31 protein-coding genes and 1 riboswitch are annotated in these 26,847 nt (G+C 64.1%); of the genes, 21 read left to right on the plus strand and 10 right to left on the minus strand.

The features are described 5' to 3' along the window. Positions 1-14: 14 nt before the first annotated feature. A complete protein-coding gene (uvrA, locus tag BHD08_RS20450; protein WP_125024621.1) occupies positions 15-2,858 on the minus strand; it encodes an excinuclease ABC subunit UvrA in 2,844 nt (947 codons plus the stop codon). Positions 2,859-2,989: 131 nt separating this feature from the next. Between uvrA and BHD08_RS20455 the strand changes: the two genes are divergently transcribed. From BHD08_RS20455 to BHD08_RS20470, 4 genes are all read left to right on the plus strand, one after another. Continuing rightward, positions 2,990-4,357 (plus strand): MFS transporter, encoded by a 1,368-nt coding sequence (locus tag BHD08_RS20455; protein WP_125024623.1) that lies wholly within the window; start codon positions 2,990-2,992, stop codon positions 4,355-4,357. A gap of 163 nt (positions 4,358-4,520) precedes the next feature. After that, a complete protein-coding gene (locus BHD08_RS20460; RefSeq protein ID WP_125024625.1) occupies positions 4,521-5,015 on the plus strand; it encodes a single-stranded DNA-binding protein in 495 nt (164 codons plus the stop codon). 10 nt (positions 5,016-5,025) lie between these two features. Next, positions 5,026-5,910 carry a sugar nucleotide-binding protein gene (locus tag BHD08_RS20465; protein ID WP_125024627.1) on the plus strand — a complete coding sequence of 295 codons (885 nt, stop codon included), beginning with the start codon at positions 5,026-5,028 and terminating at the stop codon, positions 5,908-5,910. Further along, positions 5,903-6,826 carry an NAD-dependent epimerase/dehydratase family protein gene (locus BHD08_RS20470; RefSeq protein WP_125024629.1) on the plus strand — a complete coding sequence of 308 codons (924 nt, stop codon included), beginning with the start codon at positions 5,903-5,905 and terminating at the stop codon, positions 6,824-6,826. The genes BHD08_RS20465 and BHD08_RS20470 overlap by 8 nt, the downstream gene beginning before the upstream one ends. Before the next feature lie 71 nt (positions 6,827-6,897). Here the strand turns inward: BHD08_RS20470 and BHD08_RS20475 are convergent, their stop codons facing one another. Then, on the minus strand, positions 6,898-7,581 hold the full coding sequence (locus tag BHD08_RS20475) for an OmpW family protein (protein WP_038663342.1): 684 nt from the start codon (positions 7,579-7,581) through the stop codon (positions 6,898-6,900). A 183-nt stretch (positions 7,582-7,764) separates the two neighbouring features. Between BHD08_RS20475 and BHD08_RS20480 the strand changes: the two genes are divergently transcribed. From BHD08_RS20480 to BHD08_RS20505, 6 genes are read left to right on the plus strand one after another with little or no spacing between them, the layout of a single operon-like run. Next, complete coding sequence (locus BHD08_RS20480; protein ID WP_125024631.1) at positions 7,765-8,550, plus strand: DUF3450 domain-containing protein; 786 nt, start codon at positions 7,765-7,767, stop codon at positions 8,548-8,550. Next, entirely contained in the window at positions 8,547-9,893 is a 1,347-nt protein-coding gene (locus BHD08_RS20485) for a MotA/TolQ/ExbB proton channel family protein (RefSeq protein WP_125024633.1), read from the plus strand. Before BHD08_RS20480 ends, BHD08_RS20485 begins: the two co-directional genes overlap by 4 nt. Continuing rightward, on the plus strand, positions 9,886-10,431 hold the full coding sequence (locus BHD08_RS20490) for a MotA/TolQ/ExbB proton channel family protein (protein ID WP_015278274.1): 546 nt from the start codon (positions 9,886-9,888) through the stop codon (positions 10,429-10,431). The genes BHD08_RS20485 and BHD08_RS20490 overlap by 8 nt, the downstream gene beginning before the upstream one ends. 11 nt (positions 10,432-10,442) lie before the next feature. Beyond that, a complete protein-coding gene (locus BHD08_RS20495) occupies positions 10,443-10,856 on the plus strand; it encodes a biopolymer transporter ExbD (RefSeq protein WP_015278273.1) in 414 nt (137 codons plus the stop codon). Further along, positions 10,856-11,569 carry an energy transducer TonB gene (locus BHD08_RS20500; protein WP_015278272.1) on the plus strand — a complete coding sequence of 238 codons (714 nt, stop codon included), beginning with the start codon at positions 10,856-10,858 and terminating at the stop codon, positions 11,567-11,569. The genes BHD08_RS20495 and BHD08_RS20500 overlap by 1 nt, the downstream gene beginning before the upstream one ends. Before the next feature lies 1 nt (position 11,570). Continuing rightward, positions 11,571-12,662, plus strand: coding sequence for a lipopolysaccharide assembly protein LapB (locus tag BHD08_RS20505; RefSeq protein WP_125024635.1), 1,092 nt, complete (start codon positions 11,571-11,573; stop codon positions 12,660-12,662). A gap of 45 nt (positions 12,663-12,707) precedes the next feature. Here BHD08_RS20505 and BHD08_RS20510 read toward each other — a convergent pair whose 3' ends face one another. Genes BHD08_RS20510 through BHD08_RS20525 form a run of 4 tightly spaced genes read right to left on the minus strand, consistent with a single transcriptional unit; the run spans position 12,708 to position 15,851 of the window. Continuing rightward, entirely contained in the window at positions 12,708-13,220 is a 513-nt protein-coding gene (locus BHD08_RS20510) for a DUF3299 domain-containing protein (protein ID WP_015278270.1), read from the minus strand. An 8-nt stretch (positions 13,221-13,228) separates the two neighbouring features. Next, positions 13,229-14,494: an ABC transporter permease gene (locus BHD08_RS20515; RefSeq protein WP_015278269.1), complete on the minus strand. Its 1,266-nt coding sequence runs from the start codon at positions 14,492-14,494 to the stop codon at positions 13,229-13,231. 3 nt (positions 14,495-14,497) lie between these two features. Next, positions 14,498-15,205 (minus strand): ABC transporter ATP-binding protein, encoded by a 708-nt coding sequence (locus tag BHD08_RS20520; RefSeq protein WP_015278268.1) that lies wholly within the window; start codon positions 15,203-15,205, stop codon positions 14,498-14,500. A 16-nt stretch (positions 15,206-15,221) separates the two neighbouring features. After that, positions 15,222-15,851, minus strand: a complete 630-nt coding sequence (locus BHD08_RS20525; RefSeq protein ID WP_041756767.1) for a DUF2796 domain-containing protein — start codon at positions 15,849-15,851, stop codon at positions 15,222-15,224. A gap of 95 nt (positions 15,852-15,946) precedes the next feature. Here BHD08_RS20525 and BHD08_RS20530 point away from each other — a divergent pair, with 95 nt between their 5' ends. After that, positions 15,947-16,297, plus strand: coding sequence for a hypothetical protein (locus tag BHD08_RS20530; RefSeq protein WP_015278266.1), 351 nt, complete (start codon positions 15,947-15,949; stop codon positions 16,295-16,297). Positions 16,298-16,322: 25 nt separating this feature from the next. Here BHD08_RS20530 and trxA read toward each other — a convergent pair whose 3' ends face one another. Beyond that, positions 16,323-17,192, minus strand: a complete 870-nt coding sequence (gene trxA / locus BHD08_RS20535; protein ID WP_015278265.1) for a thioredoxin — start codon at positions 17,190-17,192, stop codon at positions 16,323-16,325. A gap of 207 nt (positions 17,193-17,399) precedes the next feature. Here trxA and yedE point away from each other — a divergent pair, with 207 nt between their 5' ends. Continuing rightward, entirely contained in the window at positions 17,400-18,626 is a 1,227-nt protein-coding gene (gene yedE, locus BHD08_RS20540) for a selenium metabolism membrane protein YedE/FdhT (RefSeq protein WP_015278264.1), read from the plus strand. Next, on the plus strand, positions 18,595-18,834 hold the full coding sequence (gene yedF / locus BHD08_RS20545; protein WP_015278263.1) for a sulfurtransferase-like selenium metabolism protein YedF: 240 nt from the start codon (positions 18,595-18,597) through the stop codon (positions 18,832-18,834). Before yedE ends, yedF begins: the two co-directional genes overlap by 32 nt. A 29-nt stretch (positions 18,835-18,863) precedes the next feature. Here yedF and thpR read toward each other — a convergent pair whose 3' ends face one another. Genes thpR through BHD08_RS20560 form a run of 3 tightly spaced genes read right to left on the minus strand, consistent with a single transcriptional unit; the run spans position 18,864 to position 20,477 of the window. Next, on the minus strand, positions 18,864-19,385 hold the full coding sequence (thpR, locus tag BHD08_RS20550; RefSeq protein ID WP_015278262.1) for an RNA 2',3'-cyclic phosphodiesterase: 522 nt from the start codon (positions 19,383-19,385) through the stop codon (positions 18,864-18,866). A 16-nt stretch (positions 19,386-19,401) separates the two neighbouring features. Next, entirely contained in the window at positions 19,402-20,055 is a 654-nt protein-coding gene (locus tag BHD08_RS20555; protein ID WP_015278261.1) for a methyltransferase, read from the minus strand. Next, a complete protein-coding gene (locus BHD08_RS20560) occupies positions 20,052-20,477 on the minus strand; it encodes a YbaY family lipoprotein (RefSeq protein ID WP_015278260.1) in 426 nt (141 codons plus the stop codon). The genes BHD08_RS20555 and BHD08_RS20560 overlap by 4 nt, the downstream gene beginning before the upstream one ends. Before the next feature lie 112 nt (positions 20,478-20,589). Here BHD08_RS20560 and nrdR point away from each other — a divergent pair, with 112 nt between their 5' ends. The 8 genes from nrdR (at position 20,590) to BHD08_RS20600 (ending at position 26,837) form a co-directional block, all read left to right on the plus strand. Beyond that, complete coding sequence (nrdR, locus tag BHD08_RS20565; protein ID WP_003281766.1) at positions 20,590-21,057, plus strand: transcriptional regulator NrdR; 468 nt, start codon at positions 20,590-20,592, stop codon at positions 21,055-21,057. Continuing rightward, the gene (gene ribD / locus BHD08_RS20570; RefSeq protein ID WP_015278259.1) at positions 21,054-22,154 is read left to right on the plus strand and encodes a bifunctional diaminohydroxyphosphoribosylaminopyrimidine deaminase/5-amino-6-(5-phosphoribosylamino)uracil reductase RibD; all 1,101 of its coding nucleotides are present in this window, start codon (positions 21,054-21,056) and stop codon (positions 22,152-22,154) included. The genes nrdR and ribD overlap by 4 nt, the downstream gene beginning before the upstream one ends. Positions 22,155-22,281: 127 nt before the next feature. Then, positions 22,282-22,420, plus strand: a riboswitch (FMN riboswitch). Between the two features lie 120 nt (positions 22,421-22,540). Further along, positions 22,541-23,203, plus strand: a complete 663-nt coding sequence (locus BHD08_RS20575; RefSeq protein ID WP_015278258.1) for a riboflavin synthase — start codon at positions 22,541-22,543, stop codon at positions 23,201-23,203. An 11-nt stretch (positions 23,204-23,214) separates the two neighbouring features. Next, the gene (gene ribBA, locus BHD08_RS20580) at positions 23,215-24,294 is read left to right on the plus strand and encodes a bifunctional 3,4-dihydroxy-2-butanone-4-phosphate synthase/GTP cyclohydrolase II (protein ID WP_015278257.1); all 1,080 of its coding nucleotides are present in this window, start codon (positions 23,215-23,217) and stop codon (positions 24,292-24,294) included. A gap of 59 nt (positions 24,295-24,353) precedes the next feature. Further along, complete coding sequence (ribE, locus tag BHD08_RS20585; RefSeq protein WP_003289143.1) at positions 24,354-24,830, plus strand: 6,7-dimethyl-8-ribityllumazine synthase; 477 nt, start codon at positions 24,354-24,356, stop codon at positions 24,828-24,830. Positions 24,831-24,832: 2 nt separating this feature from the next. Then, complete coding sequence (nusB, locus tag BHD08_RS20590; RefSeq protein WP_178111420.1) at positions 24,833-25,312, plus strand: transcription antitermination factor NusB; 480 nt, start codon at positions 24,833-24,835, stop codon at positions 25,310-25,312. 12 nt (positions 25,313-25,324) lie between these two features. Beyond that, the gene (gene thiL, locus BHD08_RS20595) at positions 25,325-26,287 is read left to right on the plus strand and encodes a thiamine-phosphate kinase (RefSeq protein ID WP_015278256.1); all 963 of its coding nucleotides are present in this window, start codon (positions 25,325-25,327) and stop codon (positions 26,285-26,287) included. A 52-nt stretch (positions 26,288-26,339) separates the two neighbouring features. Beyond that, positions 26,340-26,837, plus strand: coding sequence for a phosphatidylglycerophosphatase A (locus tag BHD08_RS20600; RefSeq protein ID WP_015278255.1), 498 nt, complete (start codon positions 26,340-26,342; stop codon positions 26,835-26,837). Positions 26,838-26,847: the final 10 nt, after the last annotated feature.

Here is a 26,847-nt window from a genome sequence, read left to right on the forward strand (position 1 = left end):
TGCCGCAGCGGCGATCAACCCGCCGAGCGGTCGCGTTCCAGCAATGGCTTGAGGAAATGGCCGGTATGTGACTGCGCCATCCCCGCGACTTCTTCCGGTGTGCCGCAGGCGATGATCTGGCCGCCCCTGGAGCCACCTTCCGGACCCAGATCCACCAGCCAGTCAGCGGTCTTGATCACGTCAAGATTGTGCTCGATCACCACGACGGTATTGCCGTGGTCGCGCAGGCGATGCAGCACGTCGAGCAATTGCTGGATGTCGGCGAAGTGCAAGCCGGTGGTGGGTTCGTCGAGGATATACAGCGTCTTGCCGGTATCGCGCTTGGACAGCTCGCGGGACAGCTTGACGCGCTGCGCCTCACCGCCGGAGAGGGTGGTCGCACTCTGCCCCAGCTTGATGTATGAAAGCCCCACATCCATCAACGTCTGCAGCTTGCGCGCAACGGCCGGAACCGGGTCGAAGAATTCACGGGCTTCCTCGATGGTCATGTCGAGCACCTCGGTGATGCTCTTGCCCTTGTATTTCACTTCAAGCGTTTCGCGGTTGTAGCGCTTGCCCTTGCAGACGTCGCAGGGCACGTAGATGTCCGGCAGAAAGTGCATCTCCACCTTGATCACGCCGTCGCCCTGGCAGGCTTCGCAGCGCCCGCCCTTGACGTTGAAAGAGAAGCGACCCGGACCATAGCCGCGTGAGCGTGCTTCCGGCACGCCGGCGAACAGCTCGCGAATCGGCGTGAACAGTCCGGTATAGGTTGCCGGGTTGGAGCGGGGGGTGCGGCCGATCGGGCTCTGATCGATGTCCACCACCTTGTCCAGATGCTGCAGCCCATCGAAGCTGTCGTGCGGGGCCACTTCCAGCGTGGACGCACCGTTGAGCGCGGTGGCCGTAATCGGAAACAGCGTGTTGTTGATCAGCGTCGACTTGCCCGAGCCGGAAACGCCGGTGATGCAGGTGAGCAGGCCCACCGGGATTTCCAGGTCGACATTGCGCAGATTGTTGCCACGCGCGCCCTTGAGTTTGAGCAGCTTCTTCGGATCACGGCGGGTGCGTTCGGGTCGGTAGTTGATCTTCACCCGGCCAGAGAGGTACTTGCCGGTCAGCGAGTCCGGGTGTGCCATCACTTCGTCCGGCGTGCCTTCAGCAACGATGCGCCCGCCGTGCACGCCGGCCCCTGGGCCGATATCCACCACGTAGTCGGCGAGGCGGATTGCGTCCTCGTCGTGCTCCACCACGATCACCGTGTTGCCGATATCGCGCAGGTGACGCAGGGTGCCAAGCAGGCGCTCGTTGTCGCGTTGGTGCAGGCCGATCGAAGGTTCGTCGAGGATGTACATCACGCCGACCAGGCCTGCGCCGATCTGGCTGGCCAGGCGGATGCGCTGGGCTTCGCCGCCGGACAGGGTGTCGGCGCTGCGGTCGAGGGTCAGGTAATCCAGGCCGACGTTGACCAGGAACTGCAGGCGTTCGCGGATTTCCTTGAGAATCTTGTCGGCGATTTCGCCCCGTCGACCGCTGAGCGAGAGTCCGCCGAAATAATCAGTGGCGTCGCCGATGGGCATGGCCGTGACCGCCGGCAAGGTCCTGTCGCCAACCCACACGTGGCGAGCCTCGCGGCGCAGGCGGGTGCCGCGACAGTCTGGGCAGGGTTGGGTGCTGAGGTACTTGGCCAGTTCTTCACGCACCGAATTGGATTCGGTTTCGCGGTAGCGGCGTTCCAGGTTGGGAATGATTCCTTCGAACGGGTGCGAGCGCTTGACGATGTCGCCGCGGTCGTTGAGGTAGCGGAACTCGACGTTCTCGCGGCCGCTGCCGCGTAGGATGGACTTCTGGTGATCGGCTGCCAGCGAGTCGAAAGGCTCGTCCAGGCTGAAGCCGTAATGCGAGGCCAGTGAGCCGAGCATCTGGAAATAGTAGACGTTGCGCCGGTCCCAGCCACGGATGGCACCTTCGGCCAGGGTCAGTTCGCCATTGACCAGGCGCTTAGCGTCGAAGAACTGCTTCACGCCCAGGCCGTCACAGGTTGGGCAGGCGCCGGCCGGGTTGTTGAAGGAGAAGAGCTTGGGTTCCAGCTCGCTGATCGAGTGGCCGCAGATCGGACAGGCGAAGCGCGCGGAGAAGATCATCTCTTCGCTTTCGTCTTCCTCTTCCATGGAAGCGACCAGGGCGATGCCATCGGCCAGCTTGAGTGCGGTCTCGAAGGATTCGGCCAGGCGTTGCTGCAGATCGCCGCGGACCTTGAAGCGGTCGACTACCACATCGATGGAGTGCTTCTTCTGCTTATCCAGCTTGGGTAGTTCGTCGAGCTCATACAGCCGCCCGTTGACGCGGGCGCGCACGAAACCCTGGGCGCGCAGTTCGTCAAACACGGCCAGATGCTCGCCCTTGCGTTCGCGGATGACCGGTGCCAGCAGCATCAGCTTGCGACCTTCCGGCAGTGCCAGTACCTGATCGACCATCTGACTGACCGTCTGCGCTTCCAGCGGCGCATCGTGATCCGGGCAGCGCGGCGTGCCGACTCGTGCATAGAGCAGGCGCAGGTAATCGTAGATCTCGGTGATGGTGCCGACGGTGGAACGAGGGTTGTGCGACGTGGATTTCTGCTCGATGGAGATCGCCGGCGAGAGCCCTTCGATGGTGTCGACATCGGGCTTTTCCATCATCGAGAGGAACTGCCGAGCATAGGCCGAAAGCGATTCGACGTAACGGCGCTGGCCTTCGGCGTACAGCGTGTCGAAGGCCAGCGAGGACTTGCCGGAGCCGGAGAGGCCAGTGATGACGATCAGCTTGTCGCGCGGCAGGGTGAGGTCGATGTTCTTCAGGTTGTGGGTGCGGGCCCCACGAATCAGAATCTTGTCCAAAACAGCCTCGCGTGGCGGGCGGAAACCCGAAAGTATACGGCCGGGGTGATGGTCGCGGCAAAACCGCGCGCCTGTGCCGAACAGGGTTGGGCTGCTAGAATCGCCGCCGGTTCATACAAGCGAGACCCTCCATGCAGGACCCTTACAGCGAGCGCATGAGCGCCAGCGAAAAACGCGCAGCTTCCGGGCTGGCGCTGGTGTTCGCTTTTCGCATGCTCGGCATGTTCATGGTTTTGCCTGTGCTGGCAACCTACGGCATGGACCTGGAAGGCGCTACGCCGACCCTTATCGGTCTTGCGATAGGTGCCTATGGTTTGACCCAGGCGCTGCTGCAAATTCCCTTCGGCATCCTTTCTGATCGTATTGGTCGCCTACCCATCATCTATTTCGGTTTGCTGATCTTCGCAGCCGGAGCGGCGCTGGCGGCGATGTCGGACAGCATCTGGGGCGTAGTTGCTGGGCGCATCCTGCAGGGCGCCGGGGCGATTTCTGCGGCAGTCATGGCGCTGCTCTCGGACCTCACCCGCGAACAGCATCGGACCAAGGCGATGGCGCTGATCGGCGTTAGCATCGGTTTCTCTTTCGCCGTGGCGATGATCGTCGGGCCCTTGCTGACCCGCGCCTTCGGGCTGTCCGGGCTGTTCTGGGTAACCGCCGGCATGGCCGTGCTTGGTGGTGTGATCGTTGCCGTGCTGCCGAAGGCTGAGGCCCATGTGCGCCATCGTGAATCGGGCGTCGCCAAGCAGGCGCTCGGCCTGACGCTGCGCCATCCCGATCTGCTGCGCCTGGATTTCAGCATTCTGGCGCTGCACGCGATCCTGATGGCCAGCTTCGTTGCGCTGCCGCTGGCGCTGGTGGAGCAGGGCGCATTACCCAAGGAAGAGCACTGGTGGGTCTATCTCACGGCACTGGTGGTGGGCTTCTTCGGGATGATTCCCTTCATTATTTACGGCGAGAAGAAGCGGCAGATGCGTCGCGTGCTGTTGGGCGCGGTTACCGCGTTGCTGATTTGCGAGCTGTTCTTCTGGTGGTTCGGTAACGGGCTGTGGATGTTGGTCGTCGGCATGGTCGGCTTCTTCATCGCGTTCAATCTGCTGGAAGCATCGCTGCCTTCATTGATCAGCAAGGTAGCGCCGGCCGGCGGCAAGGGCACCGCGATGGGGGTCTATTCCACCAGCCAGTTCCTCGGTGCCGGCCTGGGGGGCGTGCTGGGTGGCGTGCTCTATCAGCAGGGTGGGCTGGCGTTGGTCTTCGCCGGTTGCGCTGCGCTCTGCGCGCTGTGGTTTCTGGTGGCCTTCAGTATGCGCGAGCCTCCTTATGTGACTAGTCTGCGCTTGCCGCTCTCCAGCGGTGCGCTGGCCAACGCCGGGCTTGGTGACGACCTGTTGCAGGTGCCGGGGGTCAGCGATGTGCTGATCGTTATCGAAGAGGCAGCGGCGTACATCAAGGTCGATACTCAGCAGCTGGATCGTGAAGCGCTGGATCGTCTCGTCGCCTGAAACCGTGCGCTTGCCCGGGCAGGTGCGGAAGCCGGCGCAACTTGACGGTGCGTCGGTTGGTTGTCAGGGGTGGCTGAGGTAAGATTCGCGGTCATCGGGTTGCTGGTAGCAGGATCGCCATCGGCAAGCCCATTTAATTTCAATGTTCCAAGAGGAGTTACCCATGGCCAGAGGGGTGAATAAAGTCATCTTGATCGGCAATGTCGGCGGCGACCCGGAAACCCGCTACATGCCCAATGGCAATGCGGTGACCAACATCACGCTGGCAACCACCGACAGCTGGAAGGACAAGCAGACCGGACAGCTCCAGGAGCGCACCGAGTGGCACCGTGTGGTCCTGTTCGGCAAGGTTGCGGAGATCGCCGGCGAGTACCTGCGCAAGGGTTCGCAGTGCTACATCGAAGGCCGCCTGCAGACCCGTGAGTGGGAGAAGGACGGCGTCAAGCGCTACACCACGGAAATCGTCGTCGACATGAACGGCAGCATGCAGCTGCTGGGCGGTCGTGGCGGCAGTTCCGATGATGCCCCGCGTCAAGCTCGTCCGCAGCAGCGCGAGTCGCAGCAGGCGCCGCGTCAGCAGGCTCAGCCGCAGCAGCCCGCTGCACGGCAACAGCCGGCACCGGACTACGACAGCTTCGACGACGACATCCCCTTCTAGAGTTCTCTGAATGCGAATGCGCCTGATGCTGTTGGGCGGCGGCAATGCCCTGGGCCAGGCGCTCATCCGCCTCGGCGCCGAGGAAGATATCGGCTTTCTCGCGCCGCGCCCGCCCGCCCAGGGTTGGGATGCCGCCAGTCTCACCCAGTTGCTCGATGACAACCGTCCGGATGTCGTGGTCAACCTTGCCTACTATTACGACTGGTTCCAGAGCGGGCAGCCCAACGAGCCGGCGCTCGCAGCGCAGGAGCGGGCAGTCGAGCGTCTCGCCGAGCTTTGTCAGCATCATGACTTCGTCCTGTTGCAGCCATCGAGCTACCGCGTGTTCGATGGCGCGCGCACCACTGCCTACAGCGAAAAGGATGAAGTCGCGCCGCTGGATGCCCGGGGGCATGCGCTCTGGCGCATCGAGCAGAGCGTGCGCTCGCTATGTCCGCGCCACGTGCTGCTGCGCTTTGGCTGGCTGCTCGATGACAGTCGCGACGGCGTGTTGGGGCGTGTTCTGCAGCGGCTGGAGCAGAGCGAACCGATACTGCTCGCGGATGATCGCAGGGGGAACCCAACGCCAGTGGACGATGCCGCGCGGGTGATCCTGGCGGTGTTGAAGCAGCTCGACTGCCAGGCACCGCTGTGGGGGACGTATCACTACGGTGGGCATGAAGCCTCCACCCCTTTGCTGGTCGCACAAGCGCTGCTCGGCGAGGCCGGCAAGTTCCGTGACGTAACGAGCGCGAATCTTACCGCCGTGGCCCATGCCGACTGCTCGGATGCCGCCGCCGAGCCGCAGCACGGCGTGCTTGCCTGCAAGAAGATTTTCACCACTTTCGGCATCAAGCCGCGCGCCTGGCGCACGGGGCTGCCGAGTCTGCTGGAGCGCTACTACCGCCATGGCTGATGCCCCGATTCTGGTTACCGGCGGTGCCGGGTTCATTGGCTCGAACCTGGTCGATGCGTTGCTGGCGCGCGGCTACGCCGTTCGTGTGCTGGACAATCTTTCGACCGGCAAACGAGAGAATCTGCCGCACGACGTCGAGCTGATCGTTGGTGACGTGGCCGATGCGGACTGCGTGCGTCGTGCCGTGCAGGGTTGCCGGGCAGTGGTGCATCTGGCGGCTGTAGCATCGGTGCAGGCGTCGGTAGACGATCCGATTGGCACGCATCAGAGCAATCTGGTTGGCACGCTGAACCTGTGCGAGGCGATGCGTGAAGCGGGCGTGAAGCGGATGCTGTTCGCCTCGAGTGCCGCCGTTTATGGCAACAATGGCGAAGGCCAGGCCATCGACGAGGACACGCATAAGGCGCCGCTGACGCCTTATGCGGCGGACAAGCTGGCCAGCGAGCATTATCTGGATTTCTACCGTCGGCAACATGGCCTGGAGCCGGTGGTGTTCCGCTTCTTCAATATCTTTGGGCCGCGCCAGGATCCTTCGTCACCGTATTCCGGGGTGATCAGCATCTTCACCGAGCGGGCGCAGAAGGGCTTGCCCATTGCAGTGTTTGGCGATGGCGAGCAGACGCGTGATTTCGTCTACGTTGGCGATCTGGTCGAGGTGCTGGTGCAGGCGCTGGAGTCGCCTGAGGTGGTGGAAGGCGCGGTGAATGTTGGGCTTAATCAGGCTACATCGCTGAATCAATTGCTGGAGGCGATCGGTGATGTGCTGGGCGGACTGCCGGAGGTGAGCTATCAGGCGTCGCGGTCCGGGGATATTCGTCATTCGCGAGCGAACAATGCCCGGCTGGTGCAGCGCTATCGCCTGCCAGAACCGCCGACCAGCATGCGCGAAGGATTGGCCAAGTTGTTGGGTCTGTAAGCGGATGCCGTAAACACAAAAGGCGCCCTAGGCGCCTTTTGTTTGTCTGCGATTCGGCTAGGCCGGTTTCGTCAGAACTTGTAGCCGAGGCCGACCATGTAGACGAAGGGGTCTACATCGACGTCGACTTTCACTTTGTCGCCAGCCAGGTAAGTGGTGCCGGTCGTGTCGATATCGATATAGCGAACCTGAGCGTTGAGCATGATGTTGTCGGTCAGCATGTAATCCATGCCTACCTGGGCGGCCAAGCCCCAAGAGTCTTTCATGTCCAGGCCGCTAAATTGCTTGCCTTCAGCTTCGCTACTGAGCTTGGTATCGAAGAACCACGTGTAATTGATGCCGGCACCGACATAAGGTTGAAACGCGGACTTGCTATCGAGTGGGTAGTAAATGACGCTCAGAGTCGGCGGCAAGTGCTTAAGGCTGCCCAGCTTTCCGTTCAGCTGTTCGAAGCCGGCTGGCATGCCCTTCACGCCTACGTCGTGGCTAAAGGGGGTTGCCGCGAGCAGCTCGATACCCACCTTGTCGGTGACCATATAGGCGAAGTTAAGACCCAGTTGGGTATCGCTGTTCAGAGTCGCCTTGGTTCCGCCAATGTCACCTAGAAGGGCATGGTTGATGTCACTGCTATCTTCACGCGGATCAACGGTAATCGCACCAGCGCGAACGATGATGTCCCCGGCTTCGAAAGCCTGGGCGAAGGGGGCGGCCAGCGCCAGGGCCAGCGCGGAAGCGGTGAACAGGGTCTTGCGCATGATGATGCTCCGTTTGTTGGAATGCGATTGGGGGCCATGGTAGGGAGTGAGCGCGGGCGCTTTTTGATCCAGCTCAATGAAAGGGGCGTCGGCTACTGCGACGAAACGCCCGGGTTGCTTTGCGTCAATTCACAGATGATAATGTTTCTCTTTTGAGTTAACGCCCGTCCCAAGGATCCTTCAATGCCTTCCTTCATCTCCCGCCTGCTGGCGGTTGCCGTGCTGCCATGCTGTCTGCAGCTTTACGCCGGGTCGCTGTCCGCGGCTCCGCTGGACGCTGCGCTGGATGAGAGCGAGCGTCTGTCTGCCGAGGCCAAGGCTTCGCAAGCGCGGATCGATCAGCTCGACGACGCCACCCGTGAAATGCTCAACGAGTACCGCAGTGCGTTGCAGCAGACCGAGGCGCTGAAGGCATACAACAAGCAGTTGCAGGAACTCACCGCGGCGCAACGCAAGGAGCTGGTCGGCTTTCAGCGCCAGCTGGACAGCATCGAGCGCACCCAGGAAGCGGTAACCCCGCAGATGAGCCGTATGGTCGAGGTGCTGGGTGAATTCATTGCTGCCGACGTGCCATTCCTGCCCGACGAGCGCGCGGACCGTCTCGCTGGCTTGCAGGACTTGCTCCCGCGAGCCGATGTCAGCCTGGCTGAAAAGTATCGCCGCATCCTCGAGGCGTATCAGATCGAAAGCGATTATGGGCGCACGCTGGAGGCCTGGCGTGGCGAGCTGCCCGGAGACGGCGACTCGCGCAGCGTGGAGTTCCTGCGGCTGGGCCGGGTGATGCTCTATTACCAGACCCTCGATGCTCACGAGAGCGGCTGGTGGAACGCGCAGACGCGCAGCTGGGAAGTGCTCGAGGGCAGCGCCCGCCGTCCGCTGACGCAGGCCATTGCCATTGCCCGCCAGCAGCAGGCACCTGCCTACCTGCAATTGCCCGTGAAGACCCTGGCCGAGGAGGCCGCGCAATGAGTCGTCTGTTTTCCCTTTTCCTAGTCGCGCTGTTGCCCCTTGCGGCTCATGCGGCAGAACCGCTCAGTCCTGATCAGCTGCTCGAGCGTATTCGCAACGATCGAGCAGCGGAAGCCAGCGCCATGCAGGCGCGTGAACAGGCCTTCGTCCGCGACCGCGGCGAACAGCAGCAGCTGCTCGCCCGTGCGCGTGCCGCCCTGGCCGAGCAGAAGGCCGAGGCCGAACGGCTGAAGACCGATTTCGACCGGCAGGAAGCCGAACTGGCTGAGCAGGAGAAGCTTCTGGCACAGCGCGTTGGCCATCTTGGTGAGTTGTTCGGGGTGGTCCGCCAAAGTTCCGGTGATATTGCGGGTCAGTGGCAGGACAGCATGCTCAATGCCCAGTATCCCGAGCGCCTGACCCAGCTGCGCAGCCTGGCGGAAAGCCGCGCCCTGCCGTCAGCCGATGATCTGGATGCCTTCTGGATGACTCTGCTGGAAGATCTGGCCGCCAGCGGACGTGTCGAGCGCATCCAACTGCCCGTGGTGGGCACCGATGGCGCACGTAGTGAGCAGCCGGTGCTGCGAGTCGGCAGTTTCTCTGCGTTTACTGACAATGCCTTCCTGCGCTATGACGCCGATGCTGGCGAGTTGCTGGTGCCGACGCGCCAGCCATCGGGGCAAGGCCTGATCGGTGATTACCTGAAAAGCTCCGATGCGCTCGCCACTCTGCCGCTGGACCCGAGCCGTGGCACCCTGATCGCGCAATTGCAGCGCCAGCCGGACCTCTGGGATCGCGTCAAACAAGGCGGTCTGGTCGGTGGCGTGATTCTGGTGCTCGGCGCCATCGGCCTGCTGCTGGCGATCTGGCGCATGGTTTATCTCGGCGGCATCGGTCGCAAGGTCGGTAGCCAGATGCGTGAGCTCAATCATCCGCGCGACGACAATCCGCTCGGGCGCATCATTGGCGTGCTTGGGCCGAAGCCCCAGTTGTCGGATCTTGAGACGCTGGAGCTCAAGCTGGACGAGGCGATTCTCCAGGAGACTCCGCCACTGGAGCGCGGCCAGCCGCTGCTCAAGCTGCTTGCAGCCGTCGCACCGCTGCTCGGTCTGCTGGGCACTGTGACTGGCATGATCATCACCTTCCAGGCGATCACTCAGAGCGGTGGTGGCGATTCGCGGCTGATGGCCGACGGTATCTCCCAGGCACTGGTGACCACCGTGCTGGGCCTGGTGGTAGCGATCCCGCTGCTGTTCCTGCACAGCCTGCTGGCCAGTCGCAGCAAATCGCTGATCCAGCTGCTGGAACAGCAGAGTGCCGGTTTGATTGCACTGCATCTGTCGGGGGCGCCACGCCGTGACTGATCTGCGTGCCCACTGGCTGAGTCTGGTCGACAGCGGTCATGCGCTGCTCGATTTCATGACTGCAGGCGGGGTGGTGATGTGGGCGCTGGCGGGCCTTTGCGTGCTGTATTGGACGCTGGTTTTCGAGCGCCTGTGGTTCATGCGGCGGGTCTTCCCGCATTGGGTGGAGTCGCGCCGGCAGGCCTGGGCGCAGATGGCCGACGAGCCTGGCAGTTGGCAGCGTGCGGTGCGCTCGGCCTGGCTGGCGCAAGCGCAGCAGCAATTGTCCGGACCTCTACGGCTAAGCAAGACCCTGGTTGCGATGTATCCGCTGCTCGGGCTGCTCGGCACGGTCAGCGGCATGATCGCGGTATTCGACGTGCTGGCGCTGAGTGGCTCCGGTAACCCACGCGGCATGGCCGCGGGTGTCTGGCAGGCGACCCTGCCAACCATGGCCGGCATGGTGCTGGCCATCACAGGATTGTTCAGTCTGGCGCGCCTTGAGCGTATCGCGCGCCAGTCTCTCGACCGGCTGGCTGACCAGCTGCGTCACGACTGAGGATTAGCGGGATGCGTATGCGTCGTCATCATTACCAGCAGGAAGAGGACACCGGCATCGACCTTACGCCGATGCTCGATGTGGTCTTCATCATGCTGATCTTCTTCATCGTCACCAGCTCCTTCATCAAGGAGTCCGGTGTCGAGGTCCATCGTCCGCAGGCGGATACCGCCAGTGCGCAGGACAAGGGCAATATTCTTATCGCCGTCACCGCCGACGGCCAGGTCTGGATCGACAAGCAGGCAGTGGACGTGCGCAGCGTGCGGGCGCATGTCGAGCGGCTGCGTGTGGATCAACCGGAAGGCGCAGTGGTGGTACAGGCCGACCAGGATGCGCGCACCGGGCTGGTGGTGCAGGTCATGGATCAGGCGCGTCAGGCCGGCGTGCAGGACGTCGCGCTGGCTGCCAGCACGGGGGCGCGTTGATGCAACCGCGGCTGGTGCGCTTCAGTCTGGCCTTCGTCGCCGCCTGCGTGGTGGCGCTGCTGCTGTTCGCTCTGATGCTGAGCATGGTCAATCCGCCGCGCAGCAAGATTCAGGAAGACCCGCTGGCGATCGCCAACTTCGTGCGCATGGACGGGCGCAACGAAGACAGCGCCACGCGTTCTCGCCAGCAGGCGCCGCAGCCGCCGCAACCCAAGACGCCGCAACCACCGACACCGCCGACGCCGAACATGGCGACGCCGGATGCCAATCTGCCGAAGCTCGATCTCGATCTGCCGAGCATCAACGCCGGTATTTCCGTCGCCACCGCGCCGGCACCTAGTCTGTCCGGTCTGACGGCTGCGCCGAGCGCCCCTGCAGCCGCTCCAGCGCCGGCCACTGCGGCAGTGGAAGCGGCGGGTAACCCGGGTGGCCCAGAGCAGGAAGTGATGCCGCTCAATGATGTGCGCCCCGAGTACCCCTATCGTGCGCGGCAGCAGGGCATCGAAGGGCATATCAAGCTGGCCTTCACCATCAACCCGCAGGGTCGCGTGGAGAACATTCGTGTGCTGGAGGCTTCGCCACGTAACGTATTTGACCGCGAGGCTCGGCGTGCCGCGGCCCGTTGGCGTTTCGCACCGCGTACCGAAAACGGTGCGGCGGTATCCCGTGAAGCCGTGAAAACCCTGCACTTCCGCCTGCAAGGAGAACGCTGAGATGCTTCGTCTGCTGCTTGTGCTGACCCTTTCCCTCGCTGCTTCGGTCCAGGCTGCCCAGGCCATCGACCCGGCCGTGTTCATGGCCCTTGAGCGCGCACAGACCGCGCAGAGCAAGGGCGACTACGCGACAGCACGCAAGGCGCTCGAGGGTGTGACCGCCAAGGCCGGTAGCGGTGAAGAGGCGTTGCTCTGGCGCAGCCGTGGTTATCTGGCCTGGGCCGAGGGCAACAATCGCCAGGCACTGGAGTGGTTGGATAAGGCCGTAGCCAGCGGCAAGCTGGATGAAGAGCTACTCGCCGGCGAACGGCTCAATCTGGCACGTCTGAATCTGGTCGAGGGCCGCTATGCCAAGGTGGTCAGCCTGCTGGGCTCGGCCAATCAGGCCAACGAAGAAGTGCTGCAGATGCTGGTGCAGTCCTATCAGGGCCTCGGCCAGCACGCCAAGGCGCTGCCGCTGGCCGAGCGCTATGTGCAGGCCAATCCGAAAGCTGGCGATACCTGGTTGCAGTTTCTGGTTGCCGGTAACGCCGAACTGAAGCGCTATCAAGCGGCTGAAGGCTGGCAGAAAAAGCTGTTGCTGCGCCATCCCGATCAGGCCAAGGCCTGGCGTCAGCTGGCCGGTCTGCAGCAGCTGGCTGGTGCGGAAGATCGTGCGCTGGCAACGCTGCGCGCGGCACATGCAAAGGGCTTGCGCTTCAGCGAAGCGGAGCTGGACAACCTCGTCGCTCTCGCCAGTGCCGCCGGCCAGCCGTGGCAAGGCGCCAAGCTGCTCGAAGGCATGCTGGCATCGCGCTTGCTGCCGAGCAACGCGACGCGCCAGGAGCGCATGGGTATGCTCTGGTGGCAGGCACGCGAGCGTACCGAAGCTTCGAAGATCTACCGCCAGTTGGCGACCCAGACGGGCAGCGCCAAGTTCTGGATGAACGTCGCCCAGCTCGAGCTGGAACAGGCGCGCTGGCAGGCCGGCCTCGAGGCCTTGAAGCAGGCCGAGCGGGCGGGCGCAGAGCGTCGTCGGGTGCGCGAATGGCGCGAGTGGGCCGAAGGCGAGCTCAGCTTCGAGCGCGAACGGCAGGTCGCCAGCGCACACTGATCAGACTGGCAAAACGTAATCGCCGCCGCGTTGGCCGACTGGCGGTTACTGCAGCTCGTAGGGATAGATCTTCTGTGCCTGCATGCGGTAACCCGCCTCCGCCAGCTCGCTGCTGGCATGTTCGACGCTGAGGGGGCCCTCGATCCAGAACGGCTCGTATAGCGCATCCACCCGCACGCCCAGTTCGCTGGTGGCATGCACGATCTGGTTGGACGGCGGTGGCGGCACATGGATGCAGGCGCCGAAATACGGCACCAGCAGGAATTCGGTAACGCGACCTTCGTCGGTCATGTCCAGCGGCACGATATAGCCCGGCAACTTCACCATCTGACCATCGAGTGCTTCGACGACAGGCGCGGCCGGTGATTGCTGCGCGGCGGCTGGCCCTGCCTCGGCAGCCAGCGCATCGGCGAGCTGCGACATGTCATGTATCGCCAGCGGCGGCGGTGGTGGCGGCGCGCCTTCGGGGATCAGCTCTGCCCACTGCAGCAGACGGACTTCGGCTGCGTGCACGGGCAGCACGCAGGCTAGGAGCAGGGCGATCAACAGGCGCGACATCGGGTTCCTCACAGTCGAATCGACAGGCCATCGGCCAGCGATTGGCGATAGGCACGCCAGGCCGGCACGCTGCCCATCAGCAGTGCCGCCAGCAGGATAGCGCCGAGCAGACTCCACTCATAGCTGCTCGGCCAGGCAAGCGGCAGGTACAGCCCGTAGAGGCTCTGCAGCGGTGACTGCGCCACGGCGATGCCGAGATAGAGCAGTGCCAGGCCCAGCAGTGTTCCAGCCAATGCCAAGCCGAACGCCTCGATGATCAGCAGCGCGGCGATATGCCAGGGACGGGCACCAACTGAGCGCAGGATCGCCATCTCGCGGCGGCGCTCGTTCAGGCTGGTGAGGATCGCCGTGAGCATGCCGATCAGGCCGGTCAGCACGACGAACAGTGAAACCACGAACAGCGCCTTCTCGGCCGTACCCATCAGGCTCCACAGTTCCTGCAGGGCGACGCCGGGCAGAATCGCCAGCAGCGGCTCGCCGCGGTACTCGTTGATTTCCCGCTGCAGGGTGAACGTCGCGATCTTGCTGTTGAGGCCGAGTAGGAACGCTGTGATCTGCTGTGGCTGAAGATCGAGCTGGCGCGCCTGCTCGGCGTCGATACGCGCCGCGCCGCGGGCCGGCATACCGTTCTGCCAGTCGACATGCAGCGCTTCCATGCCTTCAAGGCTGATGTGCAGCGTGCGATCGACCGGCGTACCGGTGCGCTGCAGCACGCCGACCACACGGAACGGCTTGTCCTCATGTTGAACCAGGCTGACCCGTGCTACGCCGTGGGCGAGGACGATGCTGTCATCCAGCTGGTAGCCCAGCGCGCTGGCCACTTCCGCGCCCAGTACAACCTCGAACGGGTCGCTTTCGAAGGCGCGGCCTTCGGCCAGCTGCAGTGGCTGTTTGCGGCCGTAACGGTAGTGCTCGAAGTAATTGGTGCTGGTGCCCATCACGCGATAACCGCGATGGGAGTCGCCGAGGGAAATCGGGATTGCCCAGTCGACCCGCGGGTGCTCGGCGAAGCGTTGGTAACTGTCCCAGCGAATATTGTTGGTCGCATTGCCGATGCGAAACACCGAGTACAGCAGCAGGTTTACCGAACCGGAACGGGCGCCGACCACCAGATCGGTACCGCTGATGGTGTTGGCGAAGCTCGCGCGGGTTTCATTGCGCACCCGTTCAACGGCGAGCAGCAGGCACACCGACAGGGCGATGGCGAATACCGTCAGCAGGGCAGTGAAACGGCGATTGTTCAGGCTCGCCAGGGCCAGGCGCAGGAGATACATCGGCTAAAGCTCCGGATTGCTGGCTGCGCGGTTCAGCTCGGCCAGTGACAGGCTGCGGTCGAACAACGGCGCCAGGCTCTGGTCATGGCTGACGAACAGCAGGCTCGCGCCGGCCGCGCGACATTCGGAGAACAGCAGGTGCAGGAAGGCTTCGCGGCTATCTGCATCCAGCGCCGAGGTCGGCTCGTCGGCGATGACCAGTTCCGGTTGGCCGATCAGGGCGCGAGCGGCCGCAACGCGCTGCTGCTGGCCGATCGAGAGTGCGTCGGCGCGCCGCTCGAACAGCTCCGGGGACAGTCCCAGATGCTCCAGCAGGCTCGCCGCCGCGGCATCGGTGCTGCCGTGACGCTTGCGCGCACGTTCGGCACGCAGCCGCGAAAAATGGCAGGGCAGACCGACGTTTTCACGCACCGAAAGAAAAGGCAGCAGGTTGAACTGCTGGAAGATGTAGCCGGTGTGATCGACGCGGAAGCGATCCCGGGCACCGGCCGAAAGGCGGCCAAGATCATGGTCGAGCAGGCGAATGCTGCCGCGGCCGGCTTTCTGCACGCCGCCGATCAGCCCCAGCAGGGTGGTCTTGCCACTGCCTGAAGGGCCCTTGAGAAAGAGACTTTCGCCACGTTCGAGGCGAAACGTTGGAATATCCAGCAACTCGGCCTGGCGAGGCCAGGCGAAGCCGAGACTGTCGATTGCAAGTAGTGGAGCAGTCATCGAGGTCCAGAATGTTTCAGAAGGGCAGTTGCGAGCGTGCCGGAGTCAGTTCCACGCCCTGCTGGCCGTTAGGGCCGATCAGTTGTACCTGAATCTTTTCCGTGCCGGGGAAGCTTTCGAACAGGCCTTTCAGATCCAAGGCCTGCAGCGCGTCAGGTTTGCTGCAGTCGAACTGGTAGTGCGCTTCGATATCGCTATGGCCAGCGGCCTCATGGTCGTCGTGACCGTGCTTATGTTCCTGCTTGTGATCATGTTGATCACCGCGCTGATAGCCTGCATGGGCCGAGCCGAGCAGTTCGCCGGCAAACTGCTGTTCACTCAAGCTGCAGCCTGCCGCCGCCGGTAGGCCGAACAGGGCCTGGGGTTGTTCCAGTTGCGAGCGGGCACTGGCGATCTTCGCTTCATCCGCTGCATTGGCCGGTGCGTGCTCGAAACCCAGCAGATTCATCGCCGGGCTGAACAGCTCCAGCTCCAGCCGCTTGCCATCCAGCGCCACATTCAGTCGCGCCGCGCCGTGCTCATGCGCGCCCAGGCTGGAGGCCTCTTCATGTGCATGGTGATGGTGTTCTTCCTGGGCGTGGCTGTAGCTCAGAGGCAGCAGAAGCACAGGCACGGCAAGCAATAGGTGGCGCATGGTCAGCTCCATCGAAAAGGGGTTGTTACCTTATAACAACTTTGCTGCGCCGCTGGCCAGTCCGCTGCCGTCGTGTGAGCATGCGTGCATCAATCAGGAGGCGCAGCATGATTCGAATTCGCGGACGTATAGGCGATTGGCCGGTCGATCTTGAAATCGAGCTTGGTGAGCGGGACTGGTCGCAGCTGGCCCGTGGCTTAGCCGATGTCGGCGTGGTAACCGGTAGCGCTCCGGCGACCGCAGCGCCGCCCGTCGATGCGCTGTGGCACAGCGCTCGCGAGCGTTTGCGCCGCGCTGGCAAATTGGACGGCCCCGAGCTGCTCGCCGAACTGGAAGCCCTGACCGGCAACGCACAGCTGGCTAAGCGGCTATTGGTGCGGCTGCGGCATTGCGACGACGTGAAAGTCGAGCACGGTGCCGACTCGCCCTGCTACCACTGGGTCGGCGAGCCGTCCTGAACGGCTCGCCTGCTGTTGCGAACGATCAATAGATCGCCTGATAGAGCTTGCGGCGGTACAGCGTCACCAGCGGATGGTCGTTGCCCAGCAGATCGAAGACTTGCAGCAGCGTCTTGTGCGGTTGCCCGTCGGCATAGTTGCGATTGCGCACGAACAGCTTGAGCAGGCCGTCGAGCGCCGCCTCATATTGCTGGCGCGCCAGCTGCTGGATGGCCAGCTGATAAGCCGCTTCATCGTCCTCGCCGTTTTGTGCCAGCCGGCTCTTCAGCGTGGCTACCTCGGGCAGGTCGGTGGCCTGACGCAAAAACGTCAGCTGAGCGCGCGCACCGGCCAGGGCCTGCTTGTGCTCGTCGCCTTTCACGGCATCAAGCACCGTTTCGGCTTCGGCCAGCTCACCACGTTCGGCCAGGCAGCGGGCATAGAGGATCAGGCCAGCAGCGTTCTCGTTGTCTTCACTCAGCAGTTGCTGCAACTGAGTCTCGGCCTCGGCGAAACGGCCTTCGGCGAAGGCAGCCTGGGCGCTTTCCAGCAAGTTGCCCTGCGGCGTCGCCGGTGCCTGCACATGGGGCTCGAGCATGGCGCGAATGGCCGATTCCGGCTGCGCACCGGCAAAGCCGTCCACCGGCTGACCGTCCTTGAACAGCACCACGGTCGGCAGGCTGCGAATGCCGAAGCGGGCGACGACTTCCTGCTCGATGTCGCAGTTGACCTTGGCCAGCAGCAGCTCGCCCTGATACTCCTCGGCGATCTTCGCCAGCATTGGCATCAGCGCCTTGCATGGCGCGCACCATTCGGCCCAGAAGTCGACCAGTACCGGCTTGTGAAACGAGTTCTCGAGCACCAGCTGTTCGAAGCTGGCGGTGGTGACATCGAAGATATAGGGCGTCTGGCTCATCGGGATTCTCGTGGGCGACGAATGACTGAAAGGCTGTGCATGGTATGTGGGGGCGCTCGCCACGGGAAGCAAGGGCTCGCATGGCGGTTGCCATTGGTCTATGGTTGCGCCCGCCAGGTGGCGCAGGCTTCTTGCCGGCGCATCGTGGCGCAACCCTTTTCCTAGACCGGTGCGGCGTTTGCAGTCGCGCGTCATAAGGAGTTTCACATGTCCGTTCTCTCCGACTTCCGGGAGCGCTACCTCGTGCGCTTCTGGTCGCCGCTGCCCGCGCTTGTCGCGCTGGGCGTCGCTTCCGCTTACTACTTCGCCATAACCGGCACCTTCTGGGCCGTTACCGGCGAGTTCACTCGCTGGGGTGGACACGTCATTTCCTGGTTCGGCTACGCACCTGAGGAGTGGAGTTACTTCAAGCTGATCGGCTTGTCCGGCACTCCGCTCGATCGCGTGGATGGCGTGATGATCATCGGAATGTTATTTGGCGCACTGTGTGCGGCGTTGTGGGCAAACAACGTCAGCCTGCGCTGGCCGACCAGCAAGCGCCGCTTGTTGCAGGGGCTGATCGGTGGGGTAGTCGCCGGCTTCGGCGCGCGCCTGGCAATGGGTTGCAACCTGGCGGCTTTCTTCACCGGCATTCCGATGTTCTCGCTGCACGCCTGGGCGTTCATGCTGGCCACCGTGGGTGGCGCCTGGATTGGCGTGAAGATCTGCCTGTTGCCCTGGTTGCGCACGCCGCTGAAGGTCGGTAGCCAGGCCAGTTCGCTGTTCGGCGATGCGGAAGGCACGCGGCGGCGGGCCACGGTGCAGGCCCGGATCGGCACGGCGGTCGCGGTGCTTGCGGTCGCCTTCGCCGCCTGGCGTTTCGATGCCTCGCTGGTGCTCGGCATGGCGGTGCTGTTCGGCCTCCTGTTCGGCGGGCTAATCGAGCGTGCACAGATCTGCTTTACCAGTGCCGCGCGCGATCTCTGGACCACCGGCCGAACCCGCGCTGCCTACGGCATCCTGCTGGGCATGGCTGTGGCCTGCGTCGGTACTTTCGGCGCCATCGCGCTAGGGGCAAGCCCGAAGATTTTCTGGATGGGGCCGAACGCAATCATCGGTGGCGTGCTGTTTGGCATCGGTATCGTCGTTGCCGGCGGCTGCGAAACCGGCTGGATGTATCGCGCCATGGAAGGGCAGGTGCACTTCTGGGTGGTCGGCGTCGGCAATGTCATCGGCGGCACGCTGGTGGCGGTCTACTGGGACGAACTCGGCACGTCGCTGGCGCTGCCCTATCCGAAGATCAATCTGCTGGAGAGCTTCGGCCCGGCCAGTGGCTTGCTGCTGACCTTCGCCGGCCTAGCCATCGCCATGTTGCTGGTGCACCTCAATGCCCGTCGTTTCCAACCGAAAAGGAGTCCTGCCCGTGAGCCAGGCCAAACCGAATCTCTCGCTTGATCTACGTGGCGAGCACTGCCCGTATAACGCTATCGCTACGCTGGAAACCCTGGAAACCATGCAGCCGGGGCAGTTGCTCGAGGTGGTGACCGATTGCTCGCAGTCGGTACATGGCATTCCCGAAGATGCCAAGGCCAAGGGCTACAATTGTCTGGCGGTGGAGCAGCACGGCGCGCTGTTTCGCTTTCTGATCGAAGTACCGCGTTGAGCGACAGCGCCATTGCAGCCTTTGGGTTGCTATGGCGCAGCCAGCGGCCAGCTGCCCAGTTCGTCGTAGTGCACACCATCCTCGGTATTGCGTGAGCGGTAGAGCACGAAGCGATCGACGTGCCAGCTGAAGTCCGGAGCCGGTTGCTGCGGTCGGCTCCGGGCCTGGCGGCTCAACGTCAGGTGCGGCAGGAACGGGCGGCAGTCGAGAATTACGCCAAGCGCCGCCAGCCGCTCGCTCAGCGCTTCGACAAGCTGCAGTAGTGCGGGGTTTGTATTGCTGGGCTGCAGGCAGATGAAACCTTTTCCGATCGTGGTCAGGCGGTCGAGGGTGAGGCTGAATGAATCGGTCTGCACCGTCGCCGCCATCTGCAAAAGGGCGTCGAGATGATCCTTCGGCTGTGCGCCGAGAAATGCCAGGGTCAGGTGCAGGTTGTCGCGCGGTACCGCTCGGCCATCGATTGCCTGGTCGTCCCGCCACGCGCAGATCGCAGCCGCCTGCTCGGGCGGGCAGGGCAGCGCGAAGAACAGCCGCAGGTTTTCCTCGCTCATGGTGGTCTCCGTGCGACTAGCGCGTCGCGTGATAGAGGCTGACCTGGCGAAACTCTGCCGGCTCGGCCAGATCCGGCCAGGTGCAGGCATCCAGCACGTCCAGGCGCCGGTACAGCGGGTGGGCGAAATCGCGCACCCGCGAATCGGCCACCAGCGCTTCGCGTCCACGACTGAGGAAGTGATCCAGCAGCGGCAGATTGGCGCGGTCGTAGAGCACATCGGCGACGATGATCAGGTCGTAGCGATCCGCCTCGCCGAAGAAGTCTTGCGAATAGCGTAGCTCGACCTCATTCAGCGCGGCGTTGGCCTGGCAGGCGGCGAGCGCCAGCGGGTCCAGATCGCAGGCCACCACTTCGGCAGCGCCGGCCTTGGCGGCGGCGATGGCGGCGACACCTGAGCCGGCACCGAAATCCAGCACGCGCTTGCCGCGCACCCACTCCGGCCGTTCGGCCAACCAGCGCGCCAGCACGAGGCCGCTGGCCCAGCAGAAGCTCCAGTACGGCGGGTCTTCGAGAATCCGTCGGGTTTCCTCGGCGCTGAAGGCGCGGTCCATATTGGCTGCGTCGATCAGCCAGAGGCGCAGGTCGGTGTCCGGCAGCGGCTCTACGACCAGACGCGCATCGCCCAGCAGCTCGTTCAGTGCCGCCTGTAAGGGTGCCGGCGCTGTCACGGCGCAGGAACCAGCTGCAGCGGGCCGAGCGCCTGACTGGCTGGGCTGGAAATAGTCCGCGGCGGCAGCCGCATGATCAGCTGACCGGCCTGGGTGACCCGGCCGCGCAGCTCGACACGCTGGCCGGTGGGGAAGGCGTCGGGGTTGAACTGCAGGATGAAGGGCAGTTGGCTATCGCGGCCCTTGAGCTGGACGTTGCTGAGCAGGCGGTCCGGCTGGTCGCGACGATCGACTTCCAGCAAGGCGAGTTCGACATCGCTGCCAGCCGGCGCGCCGATCAGGCTACCGCTCAGTTCGTTGAGCAGTTTGGAGTGCGGGGCGGTGCTCAGCTCGACCGGTGCGGTCGGCGCTTCGCTTGGCTGACTGCTGCAGCCGGCGAGCAGGGCCAGGAAGGCAGGGAGAACGAAAAAACGTGGCGGCACGGACAGCCTCCTGAACGACGATTGCGGGTTGTATAGCAGCAAAGCCGTCGCCTTGTCTTGCGGGTCGGATGCGCTACCATGGCCGTCCCGACGTACGACCGATTTCAGCCCCATGCATTGTCCCTTCTGTGCTGCCAACGATACCAAGGTCATCGATTCCCGCCTGGTTGCCGAGGGCGATCAGGTGCGCCGTCGCCGCGAGTGCCTGGCCTGTGGTGAGCGTTTCACCACCTTCGAAACCGCCGAGCTGGTGATGCCGCGCCTGATCAAGTCCGACGGCAGCCGCCAGCCGTTCGACGAGCAGAAGCTGCGCGCCGGCATGCAGCGCGCGCTGGAGAAACGCCCGGTCAGCGTCGAGCGCCTGGAAGCTGCGATCGCCCATATCAAGCATCAGCTACGCGCCACCGGCGAGCGCGAAATCAAGTCGCGGGTGCTCGGCGAACTGGTGATGGCCGAGCTGCAGAAGCTCGACGAGGTCGCCTATATCCGCTTCGCCTCGGTCTACCGCCGCTTCCAGGACCTCAACGAATTCCGTGAGGAAATCGAGCGGCTGTCCCGCGAGCCCGCGAAGCCCGAATGACTACCGATCACGCCTGGATGGCCCGCGCGCTGCAGCTGGCGCGCAAAGGCCTGTATTCGACCCATCCGAACCCGCGGGTCGGTTGCGTGATCGTCGCCGCTGGCGAGCTGGTCGGCGAAGGCTGGCATGTACGCGCCGGCGAGCCGCATGCCGAAGTCCATGCGCTGCGCCAGGCGGGTGAGCGCGCCCGCGGCGCCACCGCCTACGTCACCCTCGAACCCTGCAGCCACTACGGGCGTACACCGCCCTGTGCCGAAGCGCTGGTCAAGGCCGGCGTCGGGCGCGTGGTGGCGGCCATGCAGGACCCCAACCCGCAGGTCGCTGGGCGTGGCCTGCAATTACTGCGCAGCGCCGGCATCGAAGTCGTCAGCGGTGTGCTGGAAGCCGAGGCGCGCGAGATCAACTGCGGCTTTATCAAGCGTATGGAAAGCGGCCTGCCGTTCGTTCGCGCCAAACTCGCGATGAGCCTGGACGGGCGCACCGCGATGGCCAGCGGCGAAAGCCAGTGGATCACCGGCCCGGCCGCCCGTGCCGAGGTGCAGCGCTTGCGCGCCCGCTCCAGCGTGGTGCTGACCGGCGCCGATACCGTGCTGATGGACGCCGCGCGGCTGACCGTGCGTGGCGATGAGCTGGGGCTGGATGCGGAAACCACGGCACTGGCGCTGCAGCGTCCGCCTCTGCGGGTGCTGGTCGATGGGCAGCTGCGCGTGCCGCTGGATGCACCGTTCTTTCAGGCAGGTCCGGCGCTGGTCGCCACCACTGTCGCTGGCCATGAGGGTGCGTTCGCTGCTGCGGGGCATGAGTTGCTGGTGTTGGGCCAGGAGCGGGTCGATCTAACTGCATTGTTGCGTGAGCTGGGCGCGCGTGGTGCCAACGAGGTGCTGGTCGAAGCCGGCCCGCGGCTGGTCGGCGCCTTCGCCAGTCTTGGTTTGATCGACGAATACCAGATATTCATGGCCGCCAAGTTTCTCGGCTCCTCGGCGCGGCCGTTGCTGGAGCTGCCGCTCGAGCGCATGAGCGAGGCGCGCGAGCTCAAAATCGTCGACATCCGTGCGGTGGGCGACGACTGGAAGATCGTGGCGCGCCCGGCCAACTGATCGGCAACGCATGCCGGCTGCGTCTGCCGATAGCGTTCGTCTTGCACCCTCATAGCTGCTATCGGGCGATATCGGGCTGCCCCGCGCCGCTATTTGTGTTAAAAACGCTGCCGGGCCGCAAGCGGCCCAACGTTCTCAGGGCGGGGTGCGATTCCCCACCGGCGGTAATGGCCACGGCCTAGCCCGCGAGCGCTTGCTTCGGCAAGGTCAGCAGACTCGGTGTGATTCCGGGGCCGACGGTATAGTCCGGATGAGAGAGAGCGGGATATCCCGATGGGCGCCGTCCGTGCATCCGTCATGCATCCCTATCGATCTGTAGCGCCCTGTTTTTCAAAAACAGGAGTTCGTCGTATGCAGCGTTTTACCCGCCTTCCACGGGAGGCCACATGTTCACCGGAATAATCGAATCCATTGGCACCATTCGTGCGCTCACGCCCAAGGGCGGTGATGTCCGCGTGCTGGTCGACACCGGCAAGTTGGATCTGGGCGACGTCAAGCTGGGCGACAGCATCGCCGTCAACGGCGTCTGCCTGACCGCGGTCGAGCTGCCGGGCAACGGCTTCTGGGCCGACGTCAGCCGCGAAACCCTGGCGCGCACCGCCTTTATCGATCTCAAGGCCGGTAGCCGGGTCAACCTGGAAAAGGCCCTGACGCCTACCAGCCGTCTTGGCGGCCATCTGGTCAGCGGTCACGTCGACGGGGTCGGCGAAGTCGTGGCGCGGGAAGATAACGCCCGCGCCGTGCAGTTCCGCATCCGCGCGCCGCGCGAGCTGGCCAAGTACATCGCGCTCAAGGGCTCGATCACCGTCGATGGCACCAGCCTCACGGTCAACGCGGTCAATGGCGCCGAGTTCGAGCTGACCATCGTGCCGCACACCCTCGGCGAAACCATCATGGCCGACTACCGCCCCGGGCGGCAGGTGAACCTGGAAGTCGACCTGCTGGCACGTTACCTGGAGCGCCTGATGATGGGCGACAAGGCCGCCGAACCCAAGGCCTCGGGGCTTACCGAAGGTTTTCTCGCCGAGCACGGCTACCTGAAGAATTGAGGAGACGCCCCATGGCGCTCAATACCGCTGAAGAACTGATCGAAGACATCCGCGCCGGCAAGATGGTCATCCTCATGGATGACGAAGACCGCGAGAACGAGGGCGACATCATCGTCGCCTCCGAATGCGTCACCGCCGAGCACATCAACTTCATGGCGCGCTTCGCCCGCGGCCTGATCTGCATGCCGATGACCCGCGAGCGCTGCGAATTGCTCAAACTGCCGCTGATGGCGCCGCGCAATGGTTCCGGTTTCGGCACCAAGTTCACCGTTTCCATCGAGGCGGCTGAAGGCGTGACCACCGGCATTTCCGCGGCAGACCGCGCCCGTACCGTGCAGGCTGCTGTGGCGCGTGCTGCGAAAGCCGAAGACATCGTCAGCCCGGGCCACATCTTCCCGCTGATGGCGCAACCAGGCGGGGTACTGGCGCGTGCCGGTCATACCGAAGCCGCCTGCGATCTGGCGCGCATGGCCGGGTTCGAGGCCAGCGGCGTGATCTGCGAAATCATGAACGACGACGGCACCATGGCGCGCCGCCCGGAGCTCGAGCTGTTCGCCGAGCAGCACGGGCTCAAGATCGGCACCATCGCCGACCTGATCCATTACCGCATGATCCACGAGCGCACCGTCGAGCGGGTTTCCGAGCAGCCGCTGGAAACCGAGCTGGGCCAGTTCAACCTGGTTACCTATCGCGACGGCGTCGAGGACACCGTGCACATGGCGCTGACCCGCGGCGAAATCTCCCCGGAGGAGCCGACGTTGGTGCGTGTGCACAACATGGAGCCGCTGCGTGATCTGCTGCTGGTCACCGTACCGGGTCGCTGGAGCCTGCGCGCGGCGATGAGTGAAGTGGCCAAGGCGGGCAAGGGCGTGGTGCTGCTGCTCGGCAATCCGCTGACCGGTCCGCAGCTGCTGGCGCAGCTGACCCGTCAGCAACCGCCGACACCGGCCACTTACAGCACCGTCGGCGCCGGTTCGCAGATTTTGCGTGATCTGGGTGTGCGCAAGATGCGCCTGATGAGTGCGCCGATGAAGTTCAACGCGATATCCGGCTTCGATCTGGAAGTTGTAGAATACCTGCCGGCCGAATAAATCAGAGGCGCCGCGCAGTCCGCGGCGCCTTCGTTCTTTAAAGAGATGAGAAAGCACCCATGCCCCTGAAGACCATCGAAGGAACCTTCATCGCCCCGCAGGGCAAATACGCCCTGGTCGTAGGCCGCTTCAACAGTTTCGTCGTCGAGAGCCTGGTCAGCGGCGCGGTCGACGCGCTGGTTCGCCACGGCGTCAGCGAGAACGACATCACCATCATCCGCGCACCGGGTGCCTTCGAGATTCCGCTGGTCGCGCAGAAGGTTGCCCAGCAGGGTGAATACGACGCCATCGTCGCCCTCGGCGCGGTCATTCGTGGCGGCACGCCGCATTTCGAATACGTCGCCGGTGAGTGCACCAAGGGCCTGGCCCAGGTCTCCATGGAATTCGGTGTACCGGTCGCCTTCGGCGTACTGACCGTCGATTCCATCGAACAGGCCATCGAGCGTTCCGGCACCAAGGCCGGCAACAAGGGCGCCGAAGCCGCACTTTCCGCACTGGAAATGGTGAGCCTGCTGTCGCAGCTGGAGGCGAAGTGAGCCTGAATCACGACGATAGCCAGGACGCTCCGCAGCCCAAGGCCAAGGGCAAGATCGCCACGCGCCGGGTTGCCCGCAGCCTGGCGATGCAGGCGCTGTATCAGTGGCACATGGCCGGTCAGAGCCTCAACGAAATCGAGGCGCAGTTTCGCGTCGACAACGATTTCTCCGGCGTTGATGGCAGCTACTTCCATGAGCTGCTGACCGGTGTCGCGCGCAGCAAAAGCGAAGTCGACGGTGCCATCGCGCCGAATCTCGACCGTCCGCTGGACGAGCTCGATCCGGTGGAGCTGGCGATCCTGCGGTTGTCCACCTACGAGCTGATGCAGCGCATCGACGTGCCTTACCGCGTGGTCATCAACGAAGGCATCGAGCTGGCCAAGGTCTATGGCGCCACCGACGGGCACAAGTTCGTCAACGGCGTGCTGGACAAGCTGGCCCCCACGCTGCGCAGCGCCGAAGTGCGCAACCACAAGCGCTGAGGGCTGCTCGCCTTGCTGGGTGAGTTCGAGCTGATCCGTCACTACTTCGCCGCCGCCGCTTGTGCCAGGGCTGGCGGCGAAGTCGTTCTCGGCATTGGCGATGATTGTGCCCTGCTGCAGCTTCCGGTCGGCGAACAGCTGGCTGTTTCCACCGATACCCTGGTCGCCGGGGTGCATTTCCCCGATCCCTGCGATCCTTTCCTGCTCGGCCAACGCGCGTTGGCCGTGGCGGCCAGTGATCTTGCCGCCATGGGCGCCACGCCCATCGGCTTCACTCTCGCCCTGACCTTGCCTGCTGGCGATCCACTCTGGCTGGCGGAACTTGCCCGTGGCCTGGATTCGATGGCGCTTGATTGCAGCCTGCGTTTGATTGGCGGCGACACCACCCGTGGCCCGCTGAGCCTGACCGTCACCGTGTTCGGCCGGGTGCCGGCCGGCCAGGCGCTGGCTCGTTCCGGCGCGCAGGTCGGCGATCTGCTCTGCGTCGGCGGCGTGCTTGGTGAAGCGGCCGGCGCGTTGCCGCTGGTGCTCGGTCAGGCCGAAACCGATGCGGATGTCGCCGAACACCTGCTGGCGCGCTACTGGTCGCCGCAACCGCAGTTGGCCCTGGGTGAAGCGCTGCGAGGCAAGGCCACGGCGGCGCTGGATATCTCCGACGGTCTGCTGGCCGACTGCGGGCATATCGCCAAGGCTTCGGGCGTCGCGCTGCGGATCGAGCGCGATCGGCTGCCGTTGTCCGAACCATTGCGGCGTTTCGCTGGTGAGGCAGAAGCGTTGCGCTGCGCGCTGGCCGGTGGCGATGACTACCTGCTCGCTTTTACGCTGCCGCCCGCTGAATTACCGGCGCTGCTCGACGCGGGCTGGTCGGTACACGTCATCGGTCAAGTGGTGGCTGGCCAGGCTGTGCAACTGCTCGATGCGGCGGGCAACGAAGTGCCCGTGTCCGAACGCGGCTACAACCATTTCAATGCGTAAGCGCCGCTGCGAGCCAGCAGGCGCTTGCTCCGACCCGATAAGGAACGCTGTTTTGACTGACTCCTCGCCGGTCGCGGCCAAGCCGCAAACCCTGGTCTGGTCCAATCCCTGGCACAACCTGGCGTTCGGCTTCGGTTCCGGGCTGATGCCCAAGGCGCCGGGCACCTGGGGTTCGCTGGTAGCACTGCCGTTCGTGCCGCTGTGGCAACTGCTGCCGGGCTGGGGTTATCTGCTGATGCTCGGGCTGACCATGCTGTTCGGCGTCTGGCTGTGCGGCAAGGTGGCGCGCGAACTCGGTGTGCACGACCACGAAGGTATCGTCTGGGATGAGTTCGTCGGCATCTGGATCACCTTCTGGCTGGTGCCGGAAGGCTGGTACTGGATGCTGCTTGGTTTCGTCATCTTCCGCGTGATGGATATCGCCAAGCCCTGGCCGATCAGCTGGGTAGATCGGCATATCCATGGCGGCTTCGGGATCATGCTCGATGACATCCTTGCCGGCGTCGCGGCCTGGGTCGTCATGCAGGGGCTGGTGGCGCTGCTGGTTTGATTGTGCGTCC

The sequence above is a fragment of the Pseudomonas sp. SCT genome, assembly GCF_003864275.1.
Lineage (GTDB): Bacteria > Pseudomonadota > Gammaproteobacteria > Pseudomonadales > Pseudomonadaceae > Stutzerimonas > Stutzerimonas stutzeri_AE.